The sequence below is a fragment of the Oerskovia sp. NPDC060338 genome, assembly GCF_042726295.1.
Classification (GTDB): Bacteria; Actinomycetota; Actinomycetes; order Actinomycetales; family Cellulomonadaceae; genus Oerskovia; species Oerskovia merdavium.
This window is the reverse complement of the sequence record NZ_JBHXCQ010000004.1, coordinates 54,746-74,719: the sequence shown is the minus strand read 5'-3', so window position 1 is coordinate 74,719 and position 19,974 is coordinate 54,746. Positions and strand designations below refer to the sequence as shown.

At 71.0% G+C, this 19,974-nt stretch carries 22 protein-coding genes; 18 read left to right on the top strand and 4 right to left on the bottom strand.

What is annotated here, in order from left to right; genetic code table 11:
- Positions 1-263 precede the first annotated feature (263 nt).
- From infA to ACFWGN_RS06140, 7 genes are all read left to right on the top strand, one after another.
- A complete protein-coding gene (gene infA / locus ACFWGN_RS06170) occupies positions 264-485 on the top strand; it encodes a translation initiation factor IF-1 (RefSeq protein ID WP_012867920.1) in 222 nt (73 codons plus the stop codon).
- 85 nt (positions 486-570) lie between these two features.
- Positions 571-684 carry a 50S ribosomal protein L36 gene (gene rpmJ / locus ACFWGN_RS06165; protein ID WP_009740505.1) on the top strand — a complete coding sequence of 38 codons (114 nt, stop codon included), beginning with the start codon at positions 571-573 and terminating at the stop codon, positions 682-684.
- Between the two features lie 214 nt (positions 685-898).
- Positions 899-1,273 carry a 30S ribosomal protein S13 gene (gene rpsM / locus ACFWGN_RS06160; RefSeq protein ID WP_030151919.1) on the top strand — a complete coding sequence of 125 codons (375 nt, stop codon included), beginning with the start codon at positions 899-901 and terminating at the stop codon, positions 1,271-1,273.
- A gap of 103 nt (positions 1,274-1,376) precedes the next feature.
- A complete protein-coding gene (gene rpsK / locus ACFWGN_RS06155) occupies positions 1,377-1,781 on the top strand; it encodes a 30S ribosomal protein S11 (protein ID WP_056653805.1) in 405 nt (134 codons plus the stop codon).
- 154 nt (positions 1,782-1,935) lie between these two features.
- Positions 1,936-2,955 (top strand): DNA-directed RNA polymerase subunit alpha, encoded by a 1,020-nt coding sequence (locus ACFWGN_RS06150; protein WP_056653808.1) that lies wholly within the window; start codon positions 1,936-1,938, stop codon positions 2,953-2,955.
- 56 nt (positions 2,956-3,011) lie between these two features.
- Positions 3,012-3,530, top strand: coding sequence for a 50S ribosomal protein L17 (gene rplQ / locus ACFWGN_RS06145; RefSeq protein ID WP_377616137.1), 519 nt, complete (start codon positions 3,012-3,014; stop codon positions 3,528-3,530).
- 261 nt (positions 3,531-3,791) lie between these two features.
- Entirely contained in the window at positions 3,792-4,526 is a 735-nt protein-coding gene (locus ACFWGN_RS06140; protein WP_377616136.1) for an alpha/beta fold hydrolase, read from the top strand.
- 109 nt (positions 4,527-4,635) lie between these two features.
- Here ACFWGN_RS06140 and ACFWGN_RS06135 read toward each other — a convergent pair whose 3' ends face one another.
- On the bottom strand, positions 4,636-5,421 hold the full coding sequence (locus ACFWGN_RS06135; protein ID WP_377616135.1) for an ROK family protein: 786 nt from the start codon (positions 5,419-5,421) through the stop codon (positions 4,636-4,638).
- A 34-nt stretch (positions 5,422-5,455) separates the two neighbouring features.
- On the opposite strand from ACFWGN_RS06135, the gene truA reads away from it, so the two are divergent.
- Positions 5,456-6,376: a tRNA pseudouridine(38-40) synthase TruA gene (truA, locus tag ACFWGN_RS06130; RefSeq protein WP_377616134.1), complete on the top strand. Its 921-nt coding sequence runs from the start codon at positions 5,456-5,458 to the stop codon at positions 6,374-6,376.
- Between the two features lie 33 nt (positions 6,377-6,409).
- Here the strand turns inward: truA and ACFWGN_RS06125 are convergent, their stop codons facing one another.
- On the bottom strand, positions 6,410-6,808 hold the full coding sequence (locus ACFWGN_RS06125; RefSeq protein WP_377616133.1) for a DUF5709 domain-containing protein: 399 nt from the start codon (positions 6,806-6,808) through the stop codon (positions 6,410-6,412).
- Between the two features lie 186 nt (positions 6,809-6,994).
- Between ACFWGN_RS06125 and ACFWGN_RS06120 the strand changes: the two genes are divergently transcribed.
- The 8 genes from ACFWGN_RS06120 to ACFWGN_RS06085 all read left to right on the top strand — a co-directional run bounded on the left by ACFWGN_RS06120 (position 6,995) and on the right by ACFWGN_RS06085 (position 15,073).
- Positions 6,995-7,552, top strand: a complete 558-nt coding sequence (locus ACFWGN_RS06120; protein WP_377616132.1) for a DUF937 domain-containing protein — start codon at positions 6,995-6,997, stop codon at positions 7,550-7,552.
- A gap of 173 nt (positions 7,553-7,725) precedes the next feature.
- The gene (locus ACFWGN_RS06115) at positions 7,726-9,453 is read left to right on the top strand and encodes an ABC-F family ATP-binding cassette domain-containing protein (RefSeq protein ID WP_377616131.1); all 1,728 of its coding nucleotides are present in this window, start codon (positions 7,726-7,728) and stop codon (positions 9,451-9,453) included.
- Positions 9,454-9,646: 193 nt separating this feature from the next.
- Positions 9,647-10,606 (top strand): rhodanese-related sulfurtransferase, encoded by a 960-nt coding sequence (locus tag ACFWGN_RS06110; RefSeq protein ID WP_377616130.1) that lies wholly within the window; start codon positions 9,647-9,649, stop codon positions 10,604-10,606.
- A 269-nt stretch (positions 10,607-10,875) separates the two neighbouring features.
- The gene (rplM, locus tag ACFWGN_RS06105; RefSeq protein ID WP_030151909.1) at positions 10,876-11,319 is read left to right on the top strand and encodes a 50S ribosomal protein L13; all 444 of its coding nucleotides are present in this window, start codon (positions 10,876-10,878) and stop codon (positions 11,317-11,319) included.
- A gap of 46 nt (positions 11,320-11,365) precedes the next feature.
- The gene (rpsI, locus tag ACFWGN_RS06100; protein WP_056653832.1) at positions 11,366-11,854 is read left to right on the top strand and encodes a 30S ribosomal protein S9; all 489 of its coding nucleotides are present in this window, start codon (positions 11,366-11,368) and stop codon (positions 11,852-11,854) included.
- Positions 11,855-12,007: 153 nt separating this feature from the next.
- Positions 12,008-13,372 (top strand): phosphoglucosamine mutase, encoded by a 1,365-nt coding sequence (glmM, locus tag ACFWGN_RS06095; protein ID WP_377616129.1) that lies wholly within the window; start codon positions 12,008-12,010, stop codon positions 13,370-13,372.
- Positions 13,369-14,043, top strand: coding sequence for a peptide deformylase (locus tag ACFWGN_RS06090; RefSeq protein WP_377616128.1), 675 nt, complete (start codon positions 13,369-13,371; stop codon positions 14,041-14,043). Before glmM ends, ACFWGN_RS06090 begins: the two co-directional genes overlap by 4 nt.
- Positions 14,044-14,317: 274 nt before the next feature.
- Positions 14,318-15,073 carry a DedA family protein gene (locus tag ACFWGN_RS06085; RefSeq protein ID WP_377616127.1) on the top strand — a complete coding sequence of 252 codons (756 nt, stop codon included), beginning with the start codon at positions 14,318-14,320 and terminating at the stop codon, positions 15,071-15,073.
- A gap of 131 nt (positions 15,074-15,204) precedes the next feature.
- Here the strand turns inward: ACFWGN_RS06085 and coaA are convergent, their stop codons facing one another.
- On the bottom strand, positions 15,205-16,155 hold the full coding sequence (coaA, locus tag ACFWGN_RS06080) for a type I pantothenate kinase (RefSeq protein ID WP_377616313.1): 951 nt from the start codon (positions 16,153-16,155) through the stop codon (positions 15,205-15,207).
- 201 nt (positions 16,156-16,356) lie between these two features.
- Between coaA and glmS the strand changes: the two genes are divergently transcribed.
- The gene (gene glmS / locus ACFWGN_RS06075; RefSeq protein ID WP_377616126.1) at positions 16,357-18,222 is read left to right on the top strand and encodes a glutamine--fructose-6-phosphate transaminase (isomerizing); all 1,866 of its coding nucleotides are present in this window, start codon (positions 16,357-16,359) and stop codon (positions 18,220-18,222) included.
- 121 nt (positions 18,223-18,343) lie between these two features.
- Positions 18,344-18,694, top strand: coding sequence for a holo-ACP synthase (locus tag ACFWGN_RS06070; RefSeq protein ID WP_056653843.1), 351 nt, complete (start codon positions 18,344-18,346; stop codon positions 18,692-18,694).
- 195 nt (positions 18,695-18,889) lie between these two features.
- Here ACFWGN_RS06070 and ACFWGN_RS06065 read toward each other — a convergent pair whose 3' ends face one another.
- Complete coding sequence (locus ACFWGN_RS06065; protein WP_377616125.1) at positions 18,890-19,951, bottom strand: LLM class F420-dependent oxidoreductase; 1,062 nt, start codon at positions 19,949-19,951, stop codon at positions 18,890-18,892.
- Positions 19,952-19,974 lie beyond the last annotated feature (23 nt).

Below are 19,974 nucleotides of genomic sequence, written 5' to 3'. Positions count from 1 at the left end.
CGTCGGTCGTCGGGCGAACCGTAGCTCGCACGAGCACGAGGCGCCCGAGGGCCGGGCAACCGAGCACCACGGTGACCGGCTGCACAACCCTGCGGTTCCCTCGCGGTGATCCATGCCGTAGGATAGTCCGCTGGGTGTAGTCCGCGTTTCCCGTGCGAGTCGAACAGACCGACGACGGGCCGGAACACACACGACGTCCACTCACCGGTCCTCGTAGAGCACGGGTGCGTGGGAAGCAGTTCAGACGAGAGTTAGCGGAGGATATGGCAAAGAAGGACGGTGTCATCGAGATCGAGGGCAGCGTGGTCGAGGCCTTGCCGAACGCGATGTTCCGCGTGGAGCTGGCCAACGGGCACAAGGTTCTGGCTCACATCTCGGGCAAGATGCGACAGCACTACATCCGGATCCTCCCTGAGGACCGAGTGGTGGTGGAGCTGAGCCCGTACGACCTGTCCCGTGGCCGGATCGTCTACCGCTACAAGTAGTCGTCAAGAATCCACCACTCGAAACAACTGCTGCCGCAAGCCTGGGTTCGCCCGCGCGTGCGTGCGGCGGCGGAGGAACAGACTGATGAAGGTCAAGCCCAGCGTCAAGAAGATCTGCGACAAGTGCAAGGTGATCCGCCGGCACGGTCGCGTCATGGTGATCTGCGAGAACCTGCGCCACAAGCAGCGCCAGGGCTGAGTCCCCGGCGCTCCGGCGCACGGTGATCCAGGTCCGCGAGAGCGGACCGGTCGCCGGCACCCTCGGGTGCCAACCAGCGCATCACCACGAACCTCACGGTCGGGCCGCACAGGTCCACTGAGGGGAACCCCCGGCTCGGAGGCCGGGGCCCGCAGCTCCGCGGGAAGATGGTGCGGTAGACCTCCGAACGAAGTACAGAGGAGCCGAAAGGCACATGGCACGTCTTGTCGGCGTCGACCTCCCCCGCGAGAAGCGGCTCGAGATCGCGCTCACCTACATCTACGGCGTCGGCCGTACCCGCGCCCAGCAGACGCTGGCCGCCACCGGGATCTCCCCGGACGTTCGCGTGAAGGACCTCGGTGACACCGAGCTCGTCGCGCTGCGTGACTACCTCGAGGGCAACTACAAGCTCGAGGGTGACCTCCGCCGTGAGGTGGCCGCTGACATTCGCCGCAAGGTCGAGATCGGCTGCTACGAGGGCCTGCGTCACCGCCGCGGCCTGCCCGTCCGCGGGCAGCGCACCAAGACCAACGCGCGTACCCGCAAGGGACCCAAGCGCACCGTGGCCGGCAAGAAGAAGGCCCGCTAAGCAGTAGTCCGTGGAACGCGTGCCGCTCGCCTGAACCTCGAGTTCACCCGCGCAGCGCACGCCGACCCGGTCCGAACACCTCAGACCAGGAGAGAACTCAGAAATGCCTCCCAAGACTCGCGCCACCGCGGCTCGCAAGCCGCGCCGCAAGGACAAGAAGAACGTCCCTCACGGCCAGGCTCACATCAAGAGCACGTTCAACAACACGATCGTGTCGATCACGGACCAGACGGGTGCTGTCATCGCCTGGGCCTCCGCCGGCCACGTCGGCTTCAAGGGCTCGCGCAAGTCGACCCCGTTCGCCGCGCAGCTCGCTGCTGAGTCCGCGGCTCGCCGCGCCCAGGAGCACGGCGTCAAGAAGGTCGACGTCTTCGTCAAGGGCCCGGGCTCCGGTCGCGAGACCGCGATCCGCTCGCTCACGGCGACCGGCCTCGAGGTCGGCTCGATCCAGGACGTGACGCCCCAGGCTCACAACGGCTGCCGCCCCCCGAAGCGTCGCCGCGTCTGATCTTCCGCTTCGCTCGCCGTCGCGCCGCACCCGATCACCTCGGGTCGGTGCGCCGGCGGGCGCGGCCACCTGGGCGGGTGGACAGAGTCCCGCCCCGGCACAGCGTTGCCCGTGATGCGTCATATGGCGGACGCACACTGAAAGGAACACACCAGTGCTGATCGCACAGCGCCCCACCCTGACCGAAGAGGTCCTCTCGGAGAACCGTTCGCGCTTCTCCATCGAGCCGCTCGAGCCTGGCTTCGGCTACACCCTCGGCAACTCGCTTCGTCGCACGCTGCTCTCGTCCATCCCGGGCGCTGCAGTGACCTCGATCCGTATCGACGGTGTGCTCCACGAGTTCACCACGGTGTCCGGTGTCAAGGAAGACGTCACCGAGATCATCCTCAACATCAAGAACCTCGTGGTCTCCTCGGAGAACGACGAGCCGGTCGTGATGTACCTGCGCAAGCAGGGCGCTGGCGCGGTCACCGCCGCGGACATCGTTCCGCCGGCGGGCGTGGAGGTCCACAACCCGGACCTGCACATCGCCACCCTCAACGACAAGGGCAAGCTCGAGATCGAGCTGACGGTCGAGCGTGGACGTGGCTACGTCTCCGCCAACCAGAACAAGTCCTTCGACGCCGAGATCGGCCGTGTTCCCGTCGACTCGATCTACTCGCCGGTCCTCAAGGTCACGTACAAGGTCGAGGCGACCCGCGTCGAGCAGCGCACCGACTTCGACAAGCTGATCGTCGACGTCGAGACGAAGCAGGCGATCTCCCCGCGCGACGCGCTGGCCTCGGCCGGCAAGACGCTCGTCGAGCTCTTCGGCCTCGCCCGTGAGCTCAACGTCGAGGCCGAGGGCATCGAGATCGGCCCGTCCCCGACGGACGCCGCTCTCGCCGCGGACCTGGCGCTCCCGATCGAGGAGCTCAACCTCACGATCCGTTCGTACAACTGCCTCAAGCGCGAGGGCATCCACCAGGTCGGCGAGCTCGTCGCTCGCAGCGAAGCAGACCTGCTGGACATCCGGAACTTCGGCGCGAAGTCCATCAACGAGGTCAAGGAGAAGCTCGCAGAGCTCGGCCTGAACCTCAAGGACTCGCCGCTGGACTTCGACCCCTCGACGGCCGACTACTACGAGGCCGACGAGGACGAGGCGACGTTCTCCGACGAGCAGCAGCAGTACTGACCTTCCGTGCGAGCGGCTCGGCCGCACGCACGATCCACTTCTAAGGAGCAAGATCAATGCCTACCCCCACCAAGGGTCCGCGGCTCGGCGGTGGCCCGGCTCACGAGCGTCTCATCCTCGCGAACCTGTCCACAGCGCTCTTCGAGCACGGCCGCATCACGACCACCGAGACCAAGGCCAAGCGCCTGCGTCCGCTGGCCGAGCGTCTCATCACGTTCGCGAAGCGCGGTGACCTGTCGGCTCGCCGTCGCGTCATGACCGTGGTCCGCGACAAGTCCGTCGTGCACACGCTCTTCACCGAGATCGCCCCGCAGATGGCGGAGCGCAACGGTGGCTACACGCGCATCACGAAGGTCGGCAACCGCAAGGGCGACAACGCCCCCATGGCGGTCATCGAGCTCGTGACCGAGCCCGTCAGCCCCAAGCAGGCTGTCGTCCACGAGGCCGAGAAGGCTGCGAAGAAGGCCAGCAAGCCCAAGGCCGCCAAGGTCGAGGACGCGCCGGTCGTCGAGGACGCCCCGGTTGTCGAGGACGCTCTCGTCGTCGAGGACGCTCCGGCTTCCAAGGAGGACTGATCCCGCCCCGGCTCTGCCGGACGGGTACCTCCTGAAGGGCCCGGCACCATCTGGTGCCGGGCCCTTCGCCATGCCCGACGACGGAGCGACGTCGAGCGCTGAGGGCTCGGCCCGGGGGTGGCGTCAGGCCGGGAGGCGGGAGACCTGGCGCTTGCCGCGGGGCGGGACACGGGTTACCCCGCGGGGTGCGCGACGTCGCGCGCGCGGTGACGGGCACGCCTCGGCCCGCGACGCAGGCCGGTTCGCCCTAGATTGGTCCGCATGGCTCTCCCGGTGCTGTTCGTCCACGGCTCGCGCACGTCCCGCACGATGTGGCGCGCGCAGCTCGAGGCCATGGACCGTGCCGGCATCGAGGCTCGCGCGGTGGACCTGCCGGGGCACGGCCGAAGGATCGGCGAGCCGTTCACGCTCGACGGCGCGGTGACGACCGTCGCCCGTGCGGTGGACGACCTCGGAGGCCGGGCGCTCGTCGTCGGGCTCTCGCTGGGCGGGTACGTCGGGATCGAGCACCGTGCGCGGTGTCCCGAGCAGGTCGCGGGGCTCGTCGCCGCGAGCTGCTGCACCGTCCCCGGCTCGCCCCTGCGTGGCGCGTGGCGCGTCGCGGCCGACCGGATCGAGAAGCTGCCCGACAACGGTGCGGCGATCAACCAGGCACTGGTCGACCGGACCCTGCCCGCGGCCGGGATCGTCGACATCGGTGCGGGCGGGTTCGCACTGACGGCCATGACTGCGATCCTGGACGAGGTGGGTACCTCGGACCCCCTCACGGCTCTGGCCGCGACCGACTCGCCGGTCTGGTTCGTCAACGGTCGGTGGGACCACTTCCGCTTCGGTGAGCGTGAGTTCGTCGCAGCGGCGCGGGCCGGCGGGGCCAGCGCCCAGCTCGTCGTGATCCCCGGGGCCAAGCACCTCGTGAGCCTCGACCGACCCGTCGCGTTCAACCGTGCGGTCCTCGAGGCGTACGGAGAGGTCGTGGCGGCAGAGCGGCGGGCGTGACCCGCCGTCCGGCCCTGCCTCGCCCGCAGGCCGTCCCGCCCCGCAGTCCCTACCCTGCTCCGACGGTCCCGGCCGGCCCGGCACCTCCCGTCCCGCACGACCGCCCGGCTCAGGCCAGGGGCAGGTCCCACGCCCTGGCCCCGCCCACGAGCGCGGCGGAGTTGGGCACGATCACGACGTCGTCACCGAGCCGCTCGAGCGCGGAGGGCGTGATCTGGCGTGAGTTGCCCCCGCCGAGGTAGAGGCGGTCCCACCAGAAGACGGGGCGCAGGCCGTCGACGAGCGCGACGACCCGCCGTGACCACAGCCCGTTCCCGAGGCGGCGACGCTCGACCTCGCCGATGTACTCGTCGTACGTGGTGCCGCGCCGCACCGGGGCGTGGGACCACTCGAGGTGGGGCGCGAGGCGCCCTCCGTGGAACAGCGCCGACCCCAGCCCCGTCCCGAGCGTCAGGACGAGCTCGAGGCCCGACGCCGCGATGACCCCGGCCCCGTGGACCTCGGCGTCGTTGAGGACGAGCGCCGGCATCCCCAGCCTCTCGCTCACGGCGGCCTGGACGTCGAAGCTGGCCCACTGCTCGGCGAGGGCCGGGTCGACACGGCTCCGCGGGCCCGAGCGGGTGATGTAGTGCGGGGTGTGGACGACGACCCCGCGCCGGATCATGCCGGGCATGCCGACCGTGACACGCACGGCGGGGGGCAGGCGGTCGGCGATCTGCGCGATGACGTCGACCAGGAGCGAGGGCGGCAGCGGGTAGGGCGTGGGTACCCGCACGGCGGTCGCGTGCGCGGTCCCCGCGGCGTCGAGCACGTTGGCCTTGATGCCGCCCCCGCCGCAGTCCACCGCGAGGGTGCGCAGGTCGGCGGGGTCGGTCGTGGCGGGACGTTCGGGCATGTCTGCACACTAACGGGCGCTAGCGTAGGTGCACGTGACGAACGAGCAGCCGGTCCGCGTCCGCCTGGACCTCGCCTACCAGGGCACCGACTTCGCGGGCTGGGCCCGACAGCCCGGTCTGCGGACCGTCGAGGGGGCCCTCGAGGAAGGTCTGGGGCAGATCCTGCGGGGCGTCCCGCCGCGCCTGACGGTCGCGGGGCGCACCGACGCCGGCGTGCACGCCCGCGGGCAGGTGGCCCACGTCGACCTCCCACGGTCCGTCTGGGACGCGATGCCCGGCCGGTCGGACCGCGAGCCAGGAGACGCGCTCGTCGCGCGGCTCGGGGGAGTGCTGCCGGGTGACGTCGTGGTGCACCGGGCCTCCCGGGCGCCGGAGGGGTTCGACGCCCGCTTCTCGGCTCTCTACCGCAGCTACACGTTCCGGATCGTCGACGACCCCACGCTGCGCGACCCGTTGCGCCGCGAGTGGGTCCTGTGGAACCGCAAGCCGCTCGACGCGGACGCGATGCACGAGGCGCTGCAACCCTTGCTCGGCGTGCGCGACTTCGCGGCCTTCTGCAAGCCGCGCCCCGGTGCGACCACGATCCGCGAGCTCCAGCACCTGTCGTGGGAGCGTGCGGCCGACGGCCCCGACGCGGGGCTCGTCGTCGCGCACGTCCGCGCCGACGCTTTCTGCCACAACATGGTCCGGGCGCTCGTCGGGGCGTCGGTCGCCGTGGGGGAGGGGCGCCGCCCGGTCTCGTGGCCGGCCGAGGTCCTGGCAGCGAGGCGGCGGGACGCGGGGGCCGGCGTCGTGCCGCCGCACGGCCTGGTCCTCGAGGAGGTCACGTACCCGCCCGACGACGAGCTCGCTGCCCGTGCCGAGCGCGTGCGCGCGGTGCGCATGGACGAGGACGTGTGGGACGCGGGGGCGGCAGGGCCGACCGCCGGAGCAGGGACCTCCCCGACCTCGTAGCGCCCGCCGTCGTCCCGCGCCCGCCGTCGTCCCCTACGGCTCCTCGACGATGTGGACCGCGGCCTCCTCGGCGCTCGCCGCGGCGCCGTCGATCCCGGCGTCGTCCGCGTACGTGTCGTTGACGCGCCCGTCGAGCGCGTCGGCGTCCGCCACGAGGCGGCCCGACCGGGTCGAGTCGGGGCGGTCGAGAGGGTCGGCTTCCCAGTCCTCGGGCTCCTCGTCGGCGAGGCGCTGGTCGAGCGACTCGCCGTCCTCCTCGAGCCGTTCGGGGTGGGCGTAGGTCAGGGGAGCGCGCTCGGGCGGGGCGTACCCCTCGTCGAGCACGTCGTCGACGCCGCGGTCGACCAGGGTGTCGTCCTGCTGGAGCTGGTCGGAGTCGCCCTCGGTGCCGAGGGCCGGGTCTGTCCGGGTGGCCGGTGTGTCGTCGCTCATGTCTCCACACTCGCACCGGTGACGCGTTCGCGCAGCCCACCGGGCAGATCCGGCCACCTGCGGACTAGGCTCGGGGTGCGCGCGGCAGGGACTCCCGACGGGTGGCCGTCCGGTGCCCCGGCGCACGTCCTTCCCGTGACGACGCCGTCCTCGACCTGCGGGGCGGCCTGAACCAGGAGTCCCACCATGGCATCGATCGACGACCTCCTGTCCGCCATCCCGCTCGACCAGCTCGCCGGCAGGCTCGGCGTGGACGAGGCGACCGCCCAGCAGGCGGTCACGACGGCCCTTCCCGCGCTGATCGGCGGTCTCGAGGCCAACGCGCAGGACCCCGCCGGGGCCGCGTCGCTCCAGAAGGCCCTCGCGCAGCACTCTCCCTCGCTCGTCGAGGGCGGCGTGAACCTCGACGACGTCGACACGGCCGACGGCGAGAAGATCGTCCGCAACATCTTCGGATCGAACGAGGAGCAGGTCGTCGCGCAGCTCGCGGACAAGAGCGGCACGCAGTCGAACGTCCTGGCCTCGATCCTCCCGGCGCTCGCACCCATCGCGCTGTCCTTCCTCGCCAAGCAGCTCGGGGGCAAGAGCGAGCAGCCCGCCGGGACGCAGGAGGCCGCCGGGGGCGGCGGGATCGGCGACCTGCTGGGCGGGCTCCTGGGTGGTGGGCAAGGCGGTTCGGGAGGCGGCGGCCTCGGGAGCATCCTGGGCGGGCTGGGCGGCCTCCTGGGCGGCGGCAAGCGCTGACCTCTGCCCGACGGCGGAGCGCACCCGGGCGCACGGGTGCACCCGGGTGCGCTCCGCCGTCGGGCATCGCGAGGGTGACGCAGGGGAGCCCTGCCCGCCCTCCGCGGCCCGTGCGCGGCCGCCCGGGCGGAAAGGAATCGTCATCCGGGGCCTCGGGCAGGGAGGATGTGCCCGTGGGTCACATCGACATCAGCGACATCAGCTACTTCCTGCCCGACGGGCGTCCCCTCCTCGCGGGGGCGACCCTGCGCGTCGCGGACGGGGCCAAGGTCGCGCTCGTCGGACCCAACGGCGCCGGCAAGACGACGCTCCTGCGCATCGTCGCGGGCGACCTGTCGCCGCACGGCGGCACCGTGGGACGCAGCGGTGGGCTCGGCGTCATGCGGCAGTTCGTCGGTCGTATCGACGACGACCGCACGGTCCGCGACCTGCTCGTCGACCTCGCGCAGCCCTCGATCCGCGACGCCGCCCGTGAGCTCGCCGCGGCAGAGCTCGACATCATGACGGTGGACGACACCCCTTCCCAGATGCGGTACGCCCAGGCGCTCGCCGACTGGGCCGACGCGCGCGGCTACGAGGCCGAGGCCGAGTGGGACAAGGTCACCGACGAGGTCCTGTCCATCCCGTTCGACCAGGCCCAGTTCCGCGAGGTCCGCACGCTGTCCGGCGGCGAGCAGAAGCGCCTGGTCCTCACGGCCCTGTTCCGGGGGCCCGAGGAGGTCCTCCTCCTCGACGAGCCCGACAACTACCTCGACGTGCCGACCAAGCGCTGGCTCGAGGAGAAGCTCGCGGCCTCGCCCAAGACCGTGCTGTTCATCAGCCACGACCGCGAGCTCCTGGCGCGCACCGCGACCCAGGTCGCCACCGTGGAGCCCACGGCCGCGGGCGGCACGATCTGGGTGCACGGCGGCGGGTTCGGCACCTATGCCGAGGCGCGCGCCGACCGCCGAAGCCGCCTCGAGGAGCTGCTGCGCCGCTGGGAGGAGGAGCACACCAAGCTCAAGGACCTCGTCAACATGCTCAAGAACAAGTCGGCGTTCAACGACGGGCTCGCGAGCCGCTACCAGGCCGCCCAGACGCGCCTGCGCAAGTTCGAGGAGGCCGGCCCGCCGCAGGTGCTCGCCCACGAGCAGAACGTCAAGGTCCGGCTCACGGGCGGACGCACGGCCAAGCGCGCCGTGACGTGCGAGCGGCTCGAGCTCACGGGCCTCATGGAGCCGTTCGACCTCGAGGTCTTCTTCGGCGAGCGCGTCGCGATCCTGGGGTCCAACGGCTCGGGCAAGTCGCACTTCATGCGCCTGCTGGCTCGGGGCGGGTCGGACCCGGACGTCGAGCACCGGCCGGTCTACGAGTCCGCCGGGGGCGCTGTGGGCACCACGGGTGCTCCGGGCGACGCGGCCGTGGTCCCGCCCGTCGCGCACACGGGCCGCGCCGTGCTCGGCTCGCGCGTGCGCCCGGGGTGGTTCGCGCAGAACCACGCCCACCCCGAGTTCGAGGGCCGCACGCTCCTCGAGATCCTGCACCGGGGTGACGGTGCGCGCGACGGCATGGGGCGCGAGCCCGCGAGCAAGGCCCTCGACCGCTACGAGCTGGTCGGTCAGGCCGAGCAGCGCTTCGAGACGCTCTCGGGCGGCCAGCAGGCGCGCTTCCAGATCCTGCTCCTCGAGCTCGGGGGAGCCACGCTCCTGCTGCTCGACGAGCCGACCGACAACCTCGACCTGCACTCTGCCGAGGCGCTCGAGGCGGGCCTCCTGGCGTTCGAGGGCACGGTCATGGCCGTCACGCACGACCGGTGGTTCGCGCGGGGCTTCGACCGGTTCGTGGTCTTCGGCTCGGACGGCCGCGTCGTCGAGACCCCCGAGCCCGTGTGGGACGTCGAGCGCGTCAAGCGACAGCGCTGACCGGCCGACCGGGGCAGCCCCGTCGTCGGGGCGCCACCGGTCGCCGGCTCGAGGTCGGTCGGGCGACGACGAGACGTGACGACGCACGAGACGGGCCCCGCGCGCGGAGGTCGTGCGGTGAGGAAGACCACACGCCGCGCGGAGAGCCGATAGCACGGCCCGCGCGGCGCCGTCGGGCTCCTAAAATGGAGCAATGGCCGTCCCCAAGATCGTGCTCTTCTACGCCTTCACACCGCTCGCCGACCCGCGCGCGGTGCAGCTGTGGCAACGCTCGCTCGGGGAGCAGTGGAACCTGACGGGACGCGTCATCGTCTCGGAGCACGGCATCAACGCCACGCTCGGCGGAACGGTCGAGAACCTCAAGCAGTACGTCAAGACCACCAAGCAGTACCCGGGCTTCGCGGGGATCGACGTGAAGTGGTCGGACGGCACGGGTCGCGACTTCCCCCGCCTGTCCGTCAAGGTCCGACCCGAGCTCGTGAGCTTCGGGGCCGTCGACGAGATCGCGGTCGACGAGGACGGCGTGGTCGACAGCGGGGTGCGCCTCGCCCCCGAGGCGCTCCACGAGCTGGTCGCCGAGCGCGGCGAGGACGTCGTGTTCTTCGACGGCCGCAACGCGTTCGAGGCCGCGATCGGCAAGTTCCGCGGTGCGGTGGTACCCGACGTCGCGACGACGCGTGACTTCGTCGCGGAGCTCGACTCGGGGGCGTACGACGACCTCAAGGGCCGGCCCGTCGTGACCTACTGCACGGGCGGCGTCCGGTGCGAGGTCCTGTCCTCGCTCATGCTCGCGCGCGGCTTCGAGGAGGTCTACCAGCTCGACGGCGGGATCGTCCGCTACGGCGAGACGTTCGGCGACCAGGGGCTGTGGGAAGGGTCGCTCTACGTGTTCGACGAGCGCATGCACGTCGAGTTCGGTGACGACACCGTCCCGCTCGGCGCGTGCTGCGAGTGCCTTGCGGCGACGGCGAAGTACGAGAACTGCGTCGACCCCGGGTGCCAGACCCTGCGCCTGTTCTGCACCGAATGTGCGGGCCTGGCGCGCACGCTCCAGTGCGACGCCTGTGCCGAACTGCGCCCGGGCGCGTATCCTCGTCCTCGGGAAGACGCGAGGACCGGTCTCTCCCACGACAACCACCGGGCAACCGCCTGAATCGGCTGTCTGGCACCAGAGCCCGTGCCGTCCGACGAGGCTGATCACACCGAGGTCCTTTTCGCCCTCGGTGTGACGCATCTTGTTTTGACCCTGCATGGGCCGTCCAGGTAGTCTGTTGAGTCGTTGTGCTTCCCCTTCGGTTATCTCGTCACTTGTGCGCCCACTCGCTCCGTGACGTGGACATCCGTCGACCGAAGGCCGAACGACTTGTCGGACGCAGGCTCCTGCGCCGAAGACATCGAAGACACGAAACGAAGGCTACGACCGTGCGTACGTACACCCCGAAGCCCGGCGACGTCCAGCGTGACTGGTACGTCATCGACGCGACCGACGTCGTCCTGGGCCGCCTCGCCACCCACGTGGCGACCCTGCTCCGTGGCAAGCACAAGGCCACCTTCGCGCCTCACGTCGACGGAGGTGACTTCGTCATCGTCATCAACGCCGGCAAGGTCGCCCTCACCGGCAACAAGCGCGAGCAGAAGCTTGCCTACACCCACTCCGGTTACCCGGGTGGTCTTCGGGCGGTCGCCTACAGCGACCTGCTGGAGAAGCACCCCGAGCGTGCTGTGGAGAAGGCCGTCCGCGGCATGATCCCCAAGACCTCGCTCGGCCGCGCCCAGTTCGGCAAGCTCAAGGTCTACGCAGGCTCTGAGCACCCGCACGCCGCGCAGCAGCCGAAGACTTTCGAGATCACCCAGGTCGCGCAGTAGGCTCCGCCTGCTCGTAGACGAGAACTTAGGACGCGAGGACACACCAGTGGCCGAGACCACCGTCGACATCGACGTGCTGGACGAAGAGACTCCCAGCAACTACACCTCTGAGAGCGCAGCCCCCACGGGCCGTGGCCAGAGCATCACCGCCCCCGCGCAGGCCCTGGGCCGTCGCAAGGAGGCCATCGCCCGCGTGCGCCTGGTGCCCGGCACCGGCCAGTGGAAGATCAACGGCCGCACCCTCGAGGGGTACTTCCCCAACAAGGTGCACCAGCAGCTGGTCAACTCCCCGCTGAAGCTGGTCGACGTCGAGGGTCGCTTCGACGTCATCGCCCGCATCAACGGTGGCGGCTCGTCCGGCCAGGCCGGCGCTCTTCGCCTGGGCATCGCCCGCGCGCTGAACGAGATCGACGCCGAGCACAACCGCCCGGCGCTCAAGAAGGCCGGCTTCCTGACCCGCGACGCTCGCGTCGTCGAGCGCAAGAAGGCCGGGCTCAAGAAGGCCCGTAAGGCTCCGCAGTACTCCAAGCGCTGATCCAGCGCTTGCGCACAACGGCCCCGGTGGACATCGTCCGCCGGGGCCGTTGTCTTTTGTCAGGGATGCTGACGAGCGACCGGACCGGTCTGCTCGCAGCGGGGGCGGAGCGGGCCTCGGTGCCTGTACCGTCCCGTTGAGGGAGGAAAACTCATGGGACGACTGTTCGGCACCGACGGCGTGCGGGGGCTGGCGAACAGGGACGTCACGGCCGAGCTCGCGCTCGGCCTGGGCGTGGCCTCGGCCAACGTGCTGGGTCGCACGGGACAACCCGAAGGGCACCGCCCGCGTGCGGTAATCGGTCGCGACCCCCGGGCCTCTGGCGAGTTTCTCGGGGCCGCAGTGACCGCGGGCCTGGCGAGCGCGGGGGTCAACGTGCTGGACGTCGGCGTCCTGCCGACGCCGGCCGTCGCATTCCTCACGAGCACGCTCGACGTGGACTTCGGCGTCATGATCTCCGCCTCGCACAACCCGATGGCCGACAACGGCATCAAGTTCCTGGCCCGCGGCGGGATCAAGCTCGAGGACTCGCTCGAGGACGAGATCGAGCGTCAGCTCGGCACCGCGTGGGACCGTCCGCTCGGGGCCGGCGTCGGCCGCGTCCGCACCGACACGGGCAGCGCCGGTGCGGACTACGTCGAGCACCTCATCGGGAGCATCGGCGCGACGGGTGACGCCCTGCCGCTCTCGGGGCTGCGCATCGCCGTGGACTGCGCGAACGGCGCGGCGAGCGACGTGGGACCCGCGGCGCTGCGTGCGGCAGGTGCCGATGTCGTCGTGATGAACGCAAGCCCGGACGGGCGCAACATCAACGAGAAGTGCGGCTCGAACCACCCCGAGCAGCTCCAGGCCGTCGTGGTCGCCTCCGAGGCCGACTTCGGCGTCGCGTTCGACGGCGACGCCGACCGCTGCATCGCCGTGGACCACCGGGGTGTGCTCGTCGACGGCGACCAGATCATGGGTGTCCTGGCCCTCGCCGAGAAGGAGAAGGGGCGCCTGCACGAGGACACTCTCGTCGTGACGGTCATGAGCAACCTCGGGCTGATCCTCGCGATGCGTGAGGCCGGCATCCGGACCGTCCAGACCGGCGTGGGTGACCGGTACGTGCTGGAGGAGATGCGCGCCAACGGGTACACCCTCGGCGGCGAGCAGTCGGGTCACATCATCCTGTCGCAGTTCGCGACGACGGGCGACGGCGTCCTCACGGCGCTCCAGCTGGCGGCACGCATCCAGGAGTCGGGGACCAAGCTCGCGGACCTCGCGGGCGCCGTGCCCAAGCTGCCGCAGACGCTGCTCAACGTCCCGGGGGTGGACAAGGCCCGCGCTGCGACCGACACGGTCCTCCAGGAGGCCGTCGCGACAGCCGAGTCCCGACTCGGCGAGACCGGCCGCGTCGTCCTGCGCTCGTCGGGCACCGAGCCCCTGGTGCGCGTCATGGTCGAGGCCGCGACACAGGCCTCGGCCGACGCCGTGGCCGAGTCGCTCGCCGCAGTGGTGCGGGACAGGCTGGCCCTGTGACGACCGAGAGTCACGCCGTCGGGTTCGCCGGACCCGTCGACGAGGAGGTGCGCGACCACGTCGCGAGCCTTCTCGCACGCCACGAGGACGGTGTGCTGCCGATCGTCCAGGCGGGTCACCCGGTCCTGCGCCGACAGGCGGCGCCCTACACGGGGCAGCTCGGGGACCTGTTCCCCGAGCTGGTCGAGGCCATGCGTCGCACCATGCACGCGGCCCCCGGGGTCGGGCTCGCGGCTCCCCAGATCGGCCTGGGCATCGCGGTCGCGGTGATCCAGGACCAGGGCGTCTCCGACCCCGAGGACGCGGACCTGCGCGAACGCCACCCTCTGCCGTTCCGCGTGCTCGTCAACCCCGCGTACGAAGCCGTGGGGGACGAACTTCGGGCGTTCTACGAGGGCTGCCTGAGCGTGAGCGGCTGGCAGGCCGTCGTGGCCCGGCCCCGGACCGTCCGGCTCACCGGCCAGGACGAGCACGGTCGCCCGGTGGACGAGGTCCTGACCGGCTGGCCGGCGCGCATCGTCCAGCACGAGACCGACCATCTGGGAGGCAGGCTCTACCTCGACCGTGCCGAGCTCCGGTCGCTCGCGTCGAACGACAGCATGATGCGGTTCTGGGGGCAGACCCCGGATCCTTCCGGGGCCGCGGAGGCCCTGGGGTTCACGCTGCCCTGACCGGCTCCGCCCCCGTCAGGGAGGTCCGTCCCCCGGAAGTGTCACAGCATCCTTCCGGGGGACCTCCCTAGGTGGTGATCTCCCTCCGGAGGATGACGCACCGGTCCCGGTCGGTGCGGCAGAATTCATCGAGGAAGGTAGGGGTCGGTATCAGGGCAGACTGGGGGGTTTCCCCGATGGTGCCGGCCCCTCGTATCCGTAGGCTGGTCACAGGTGCATCTCCTGTACCTGTGACCAGCCTGGTTCGCCACACCAGCCGACGAACAGAGGACCCGTGATAGAGGCCGTCTCGACCTTCCTGGAGAACCTGGAGACCTGGGTCCTCGCACTCGCGGCGTCCGCATGGATCTACCCCGCCCTGTACGCCTTCGCGACGATCGACGGCTTCTTCCCGCCGATCCCCAGCGAGTCCGTGGTCATCACGCTCGCGGTCGCCGCCAGCGCGTCGGGCAATCCCAACCTCGTCCTCGTCCTGGTCATCGCCGCGCTCGGAGCGTGGACCGGCGACCAGATCGCGTACGCGCTCGGCCGCAGCATCGGCACCGAGCGGATCCGTTTCCTCCGCACGGTCCGGGGCCGCAAGGCGGTCGCCTGGGCCGACCAGGCCCTCAAGGCACGTGGGGCCGCCTTCATCCTCGCGGCGAGGTACATCCCCATCGGTCGTGTCGCGGTCAACATGACCGCGGGCGCGGTGGGCTATCCGCGGCGACGATTCATGCTCTACTCGGGGCTCGCCGCCGTGACGTGGTCGCTCTACTCGGTCCTCATCGGGCTCGTCGCCGCGCAGTGGCTCGGCCACCAGCCGCTCCTCGCCATGGTCATCGGCGTGATCCTGGGCGTCCTGTCCGGGGTGGTCGTCGACCGCATCATGAACCGCATGGCCCGCAAGCGCCGCGCCGCCGAGGCCGCGCGGGCTGCCGCCGCAGGCGCCACCCCGCTCCACGGTGCGACGACCGACCAGGCCGCTGCGCCGTCGTCGGGCACCGCGGACCTGCAGGACGACGAGTCGGCGGTCCGCCGGGCCTGCTGAGCGCGCTGCTCCTCCTGGTGCTCACGCGTCCCGTGGGGGCGTGAGCGGCGGGAGGGGCCGATCGCTCAGTGCGTTCGCGGGATCCCCGGGGTGCTGGGCACCCCAGCGCCCCGCCAGGCCCAGGCTGCCGCTCAGATCTTGCGCAGACGTGCCCGCTGGACCGAGTGGTCCGAGCCCTTGGTCAGCACCAGGGTCGCCCGCCCGCGGGTCGGCAGGATGTTCTCCTCGAGGTTCGGCGCGTTGATCGAGTCCCAGATCGACCTGGCCTTCTCGATCGCCTCCTCGTCGGTGAGCGTCGCGTAGCGCTTGAAGTACGACTCGGGGCGCGCGAACGCCGTCCGGCGCAGCGACAGGAACCGGTCCACGTACCACTGGCGGATGTTGCGCGTACGGGCGTCGACGTAGATCGAGAAGTCGAAGAAGTCGCTCACCGCGACCGTCGACTCGTCGGTCGCGCTCGGCCGTGCGGGCTGCAGGACGTTGAGCCCCTCGACGATCAGGACGTCCGGCTTGCGGACGACCGTCTCGGCCCCCGGGACGATGTCATAGGTCAGGTGGTCGTAGACCGGGCTGCGGACCTCGGGAGCCCCCGCCTTGACGCGCGACAGGAACCGGATCAGGGCGCGTCGGTCGTACGACTCCGGGAAGCCCTTGCGCTCCATGAGGCCACGCCGCGCGAGCTCGGCGTTCGGGTAGAGGAACCCGTCGGTCGTGATGAGCTCGACGCGCGGGGTCTCCGGCCAGCGCGCGAGCATCTCGCGCAGGATGCGGGACGTCGTCGACTTGCCCACGGCGACCGACCCCGCGACACCGATCACGTACGGCGTGCGCGTCGAGTTCTCCCGCAGGAAGGTCGACGTGGCCTCGTGGAGGCCGCTCGTAGCCGTCACGTACAGGTTGAGGAGCCGCGAGATGGGGCGGTAGATCGCGTCGACCTCGGCCAGGTCGATCGGATCGCCCAGGCCGCGGAGCTTGACGACGTCGGCGTCGGTCAGCGGCAGCGGCGTCGACTCGGAGAGCTTGCTCCACGCGGCGCGGTCCAGGTCGACGTAGGGCGACGCCGTGGTGCGCTCGGGCAGCAGCCCCGCACCGGGAGAGGCGCTCGGGTCGCTCGCAGGGACACCCTCGCGCGGAGGGACGGGCAGGTCGGAGGGAGGAACCACTCGGATGATTCTGCCGGACGCACGCGGTGATCGGGAACCGCGAGCCGCCGGACCACTAACAAAGAACCGCGAGATGTCGCGGTCGAAGGAGCCCAGACCGGTGCCGCTAGACTCCGAAACATGTGTGGAATCGTGGGTTACGCAGGCCCTCTCGAAACGTCCGGGCGACCCCTGGACGTCGTCCTCGAAGGACTCGGCAGGCTCGAGTACCGCGGCTACGACTCGGCCGGGGTCGCGCTCGTCGCACCCGGGCTGAACCGTGTCGCGACGGCCAAGAAGTCCGGAAAGCTGGTCAAGCTCCTCGACGAGCTCGCCGCCAGACCGCTGCCTGCCGCGTCCGCAGCGATCGGACACACACGGTGGGCGACGCACGGCGCGCCCAACGACACCAACGCGCACCCGCACCTCGCGGACGAGGGGCGCCTCGCGGTCATCCACAACGGGATCGTCGAGAACTTCGCGGTCCTCAAGGAAGAGCTGCTGGCCGACGGCGCCACGTTCCTCTCCGAGACCGACACCGAGGTCGCCGCCCAGCTGCTCGCCCGTGCCTACCGCCGCACGGGTGACCTGACCGAGGCCATGGCCTACGTGGCTCGTCAGCTCGAGGGAACGTTCACCCTGCTCGCCGTCCACGCGGACAGCCCCACGACCGTGGTGGGCGCGCGCCACGACTCGCCGCTCGTCGTCGGGCTCGGCGAGGGCGAGAACTTCCTCGGCTCCGACGTCGCGGCCTTCATCGCCTTCACCAAGGACGCGCTCGAGCTGGGCCAGGACCAGATCGTGACCATCACGCCGGACTCGGTCGAGGTCGTCGACTTCCACGGCAACCCGGCCGAGGCCACGCGCTTCACGGTCGACTGGGACGCTGCTGCCGCCGAGAAGGGTGGCTTCGTGTCCTTCATGGACAAGGAGATCCACGACCAGCCGCAGGCCGTGGGGGACACCCTGCTCGGACGCACCGACGCCGAGGGACGCCTGATCCTCGACGACCTGCGCATCGACGAGTCCGTGCTGCGGACCATCGACAAGATCATCGTCGTCGCGTGCGGCACCGCGGCCTACTCGGGGCACGTGGCCAAGTACGCGATCGAGCACTGGTGCCGCATCCCCGTCGAGGTCGAGCTCGCGCACGAGTTCCGCTACCGCGACCCGATCGTCGACGAGAAGACGCTCGTCGTGGCCGTCACCCAGTCCGGCGAGACCATGGACACGCTCATGGCGGTCCGGCACGCGCGTGAGCAGGGCGCCAAGGTCATCTCGATCGTCAACACGCACGGGTCGACCATCCCGCGCGAGTCCGACGCGGTCCTGTACACGCACGCGGGACCGGAGATCGCGGTCGCCTCGACCAAGGCCTTCCTCTCGCAGATCACCGCGGCCTACCTGCTGGGCCTCTACCTGGCGCAGCTGCGCGGCAACAAGTTCCCCGACGAGATCCGCGAGATCCTCGACGACCTGCGCGAGATGCCGCGCAAGATCCAGACCGTGATCGAGCGGGGCGAGTACGTCAGCGCCGTGGCCCGCTCCATGAAGGACGCGACGTCGGTGCTCTTCCTGGGCCGGCACGTCGGGTTCCCGGTCGCCCTCGAGGGCGCGCTCAAGCTCAAGGAGCTCGCGTACATCCACGCCGAGGGCTTCGCGGCGGGCGAGCTCAAGCACGGCCCCATCGCCCTGATCGACGAGGGGCAGCCGGTCTTCGTCGTCGTGCCCTCGCCGCGCGGACGCGACTCGCTCCACTCGAAGGTCATCTCCAACATCCAGGAGATCCGGGCCCGTGGGGCCCGCACGCTCGTCATCGCCGAGGACGGCGACGACGCGGTGCTGCCCTTCGCGGACGAGATCTTCTGGATCCCGCAGTCGCCCACGCTGCTCTCGCCGCTCCTGGCGGTCGTCCCGCTGCAGATCTTCGCCATGGCGCTGGCCACGGCCAAGGGCCTCGACGTCGACCAGCCGCGCAACCTGGCGAAGTCCGTCACGGTCGAGTAGTCCCACGCGCCGCGCCGGCATCGCCCGGACGCAGCACCACCGAGAAGCCCACCGCGCCACCGGCCCGGTGGGCTTCCGGCGTCCGGGGCCCGTGCCGCGCGCCACCGCTTAGGGTGAACGCATGATCATCGGGGTGGGAATCGACGTCGTGGACGTCGCGCGGTTCATGGACACGCTCGGCCGGACGCCGCGCCTGCGCGAGAAGCTCTTCACCCCCGCCGAGCGCGACCTCCCGGCGGCGTCCCTCGCGGCCCGCTTCGCGGCCAAGGAGGCCATCGCCAAGGCGCTCGGCGCGCCGGGCGGCATGAACTGGCAGGACGCCACGGTCCACCGCGTCGTCGGTGGCGCTCCACAGGTCGAGATCACCGGGACGGTCCAGGCCAGGGCGACCGCGCTCGGGATCACCTCGTTCCACCTGTCGATCTCGCACGACGCCGGGATCGCGTCGGCCATGGTGGTCGCGGAGGGCTGAGGGCTCGTCGCCTCGAAGTCGTCCCACCCGCAGGAGGCGAGAGACGCGGGGCGCTCCGGCGTCGAGCAGGTGGTCGCGTGGCCGCGAGCGGCCGTCGAGCACGAGGTTGCGGTCGTTCTCGACGTCAGAACGACCGCAACCTCGTGCTCGGCACCGGCACCCCGGTCCCCCGCGGGCACCGAGCCGGCGGAGCGGTCAGCCCTGCAGCGCCGGCACGACCTCGCGCTCGAACAGCTCGATCCCGCTGCGGTCGTAGGCCGCCTCCGCGAAGTACGTGATGGCGTACGTCATGCCCGCGCCCTCGAGCTTCTGGAGCGTCTCGACCACCTGCTCGGGGGTACCCACGAGCGGGCCCGAGCGGAAGTCCCGCACGGTCTGCTCGGCCTTGGCGGGGACGGTCTTGGCGTAGTGCTCGCCGATCCACCGCAGGCGGTCCTCGACGTCGGCCTCGGTCTCGCCGATGACCACGTTGTAGTTGGCCGAGCGCGTGATGTCCTCGAACGGCCGACCGATCGCCTCGCAGTGCCCCCGCAGGACGTCGGACTTGTGCGCGAACCCCTCGAGCGAACCGTCGAAGTTGGTGTACTGGGCGTGCTGCGCCGCGATGCGCAGCGTCTTCTTCTCACCGCCGCCCGCGATCCACAGGGGGATGCTGGGAGCGCTGCCGCCGTCGGAGCCCACGCCGTCCAGGACCTGGAGCGGCTGCGGGTGGCACAGCGCGCCGTCGACCTGGAAGTACGTGCCGTCGAGCGTCGCGGAGCCCGTGCGCCACATCTGCTCCATGACCTGCACGCCCTCGTCGAGCGCGCCCAGGCGCGCTCCCGCCCCCGGGAACCCGTAGCCGTAGGCGCGCCACTCGTGCTCGTACCAGCCGGCGCCGATGCCCATCTCGGTGCGGCCGCCGCTCACGATGTCGACGGTCGCCGCGACCTTCGCGAGGTAGGCCGGGTTGCGGTAGGCCATGCACGTGCACATCTGGCCCAGGCGCACGCGCTCGGTCGACGCCGCGAACGCGGCCATGAGCGTCCAGGCCTCGTGCGTGGCCTCTCCCGTGGGCTCGGGCACGGTGTGGAAGTGGTCGTAGACCCACACCGACTCCCACACGTGCTGCGCGTCTGAGCCGCCCGGGCCGGGCGCTCCGGTCGTCGCGGTGTCCGCGTGGTGAGCGAGCGACCGCATGGTCTCCCACTGCTCGGAAGGGTCGATGCCGACGAGGTCCTGTCGCCAGCCTTGCGGGATGAAGAGTCCGAATCGCATGGTCGCCAATCTAGCCCGGTGCG